Origin of the sequence: Mycobacterium sp., from assembly GCF_044370595.1 — a bacterium.
GTDB lineage: Bacteria > Actinomycetota > Actinomycetes > Mycobacteriales > Mycobacteriaceae > Mycobacterium.
In genome coordinates, this window is the sequence record NZ_JBILVF010000254.1 from 1 (window position 1) to 2821 (window position 2821).

The following is a 2821-nucleotide window of genomic DNA, read 5'->3' on the forward strand; positions in this document are numbered from 1 at the left end:
GCAATGCTTTCCGGATTCTGGTCATACTGAGAGTTGGAATTGCTGTAATTGAACAACATTCAGACCCAGTTGCTGAGGATCCCTAAATGACAGTGCTCGACTCATTCCGTCTGGACGGCAAGGTCGTCATCGTCACCGGCGCCTCCTCCGGGCTGGGCGTCGCCTTCGCTAAGGCGTTCGCCGAGGCCGGCGCCGATCTGGTGCTGGGCGCGCGCCGGGTGGAACAACTGGCCCAGACAGCCGCCCTGGTCGAGCAGGCCGGCCGTCGGGCCCACACCCACAGGACCGATGTGGCCGATCCTGAACAGTGCCAACAGCTCGTCGACGCCGCGATGGCTGAGTTCGGCCGCGTCGATGTCTTGATCAACAACGCCGGTGTGGCTACCGCAGTGCCTGCCACCCGGGAGACTCCTGAGGAATTCCGGAAAGTCATCGATGTCAACCTCAACGGTTCGTACTGGATGGCGCAGGCCTGCGGGCGGGTGATGCAACCCGGCAGTGCGATAGTCAACATCGCCAGCGTCCTTGGCATAGTCACCGGCGGCCTTCCGCAGGCCGCGTACAGCGCCTCCAAGGCCGGCATCATGGGTTTGACCCGCGACCTGGCTCAGCAGTGGGGCTCCCGCAAGGGGATTCGGGTGACCGGACTGGCGCCTGGCTTCTTCAAGAGCGAGATGACCGACGGGTACGGGCCGGGCTACTTCGAAACCGTGTTGCCTCGGGTCTTTCTGGGGCGGCTGGGCGACCCGGCTGAACTGGCCGCGACCGCCGTCTGGCTGGCGTCGGCCGCCGGTGGATACGTCACCGGTCAGACCATCGTCGTCGACGGTGGGCTGACCATCTCCTAGCCGCAACGATCGCGTCCCGCTGGCCGTCGGCAGCACGGTCGGCGACCGGTGAAGGTGGGTTGGCGCGGCGGTCTGCCACCCCGAGCCAGTCGATCCGCTGTACTGCCGGTCGTGTTCGGGCGAAATTCCCGCGGTGCTTTTCGATTTCGGGCCCCGTCGAGAGCTGGGCTTGCTGTAATCGCCTAACCAGTCAGACACCACGCACCCGGGGGCAGAACATGGAACTCATCTCACCGTTCGACGGCATGTTCCTGTCGGGCGAGTCGCGCGAGCATCCGATGCACGTGGGCGGACTGCATGTTTACAAGCAGCCGGCTGGAGCCGGCCCGGAATTCGTCAGTCAGCTTTACGACAAACTGATCACCAAGACCGACGCCGACCCGACCTTCCGTAAGCATCCCCGTGAGGTGATGGGCGGGATATCGCAACTCACCTGGGCGATAGACCCCGACCTGGACCTCGAATACCACCTGCGCCACTCAGCGTTGCCCCACCCTGGCCAGCCCCGCCAACTCCTGGAGCTCACCTCACGGCTGCACGCCACGCTGCTGGACCGGCACCGGCCGCTGTGGGAGATGCATTTGGTCGAAGGACTCGACGACGGCCGCTTCGCGGTCTACGCCAAGACGCACCATGCCCTAATGGATGGAGTCAGTCAGATTCTGTCACTGCGCCGGGCGCTGTCCACCGACCCGAATGACCATGACGCGCGGGCGTATTGGGCTCCGCACGAACCCGGGCCGAAGAAGTCGATTCTCGACATATTGAAAAAGGGCGCCGAATCCATTGCGGGCCTTGGCCCCGGCAGCTACAACATCGCCAAGGGAGTCCTCAAGCAGCAACTGACCTCACCGTTCGAAGCCCCCAGGACGATGTTCAACGTGCCGATCGGGGGGGCCCGTCGGTTCGCGGCCCAGTCCTGGCCGTTCGAGCGTTTCCGGGCGATCAAGAAGGTGGCCGGTGTCACCATCAACGATGTGGTGCTGGCCGTGTGCGGCGGCGCCCTGCGCGCGTACCTGATCGAGCAGAATGCTCTGCCGGACAAGCCGTTGATCGCGATGGTTCCGGTGAGCCTGCGCGAGGGCGAATCGAGCGGCGGTAACGAGGTGGGATCGCTGCTGGCCAATCTCGGCACCGACCTGTCCGATCCAGCCGAACGTTTGAAAGTGGTCAACGCCTCCATGAACGACAACAAGGAGGTGTTCAAATCATTGCCGGAGGTCCAGCAGGTGGCGCTGTCGGCTTACAACTCCATGCCGATGATGCTGGAACTGATTCCGGTGCTGAAGACGGCCGCGCGGCCACCGTTCAATATCGTCATCTCCAACGTGCCCGGATCGCGGGATCGGCTCTACTGGGTGGCGCCGAACTCGTCGGCAACTACCCGATGTCGATCGTCCTCGACGGTCAGGCCCTCAACATCACGCTGACCAACACCGCGGACCGCATCGACTTCGGCATCGTTGGCTGCCGGAGCAGCGTGCCGCATCTGCAGCGACTGCTGGTGTACCTCGAGGATTCCCTGTCCGATTTGGAGCATGCAGTCGAGCAGAAGTCGTCGTAGTCGACCGCCGCGTGCTCGCCAACCCTAATGGATCAATTCGTCACTTACGTTTTGATAGCAAGCGTGTGGATGGGGAGGCGAGGCAGTGGATCGCCGGCCAGAGCCGAGGAAGCCCCGTAGTGGCGTCGGACTCACGTATCTCACCGGATTCATCAAGTCACTGAACCGGACGACAAACTCGCCCTTCCTGCAAACGAATCTACCGAGCCGGCCCGGAACTGGGGCGGACTGAATTGCCTAGCGATCTCGACGAGCAGTCCACTCTCGGAGTGACGACAATCCGAATCGGTGGGGTAGCCACGGATATGGCCCCGGCGGCCACGATCGATGGCCAGCAGCAGACCATGACCTCCGGGCCGGCCATCGACCGAGCAGCCTCAGCCGTCAAGGCTCAGTTCCTGCGGTTCTG

Annotated in this window: 1 protein-coding gene and 1 pseudogene; both read left to right on the forward strand. The window is 63.4% G+C overall.

Annotated features, from left to right (window positions below; genetic code table 11):
• Positions 1-86 precede the first annotated feature (86 nt).
• A complete protein-coding gene (locus ADBZ5N_RS18470) occupies positions 87-848 on the forward strand; it encodes an SDR family NAD(P)-dependent oxidoreductase (protein WP_526259990.1) in 762 nt (253 codons plus the stop codon).
• A gap of 218 nt (positions 849-1066) precedes the next feature.
• Positions 1067-2412, forward strand: a pseudogene (locus ADBZ5N_RS18475) (WS/DGAT/MGAT family O-acyltransferase).
• The last annotated feature ends 409 nt before the right edge of the window (positions 2413-2821 follow it).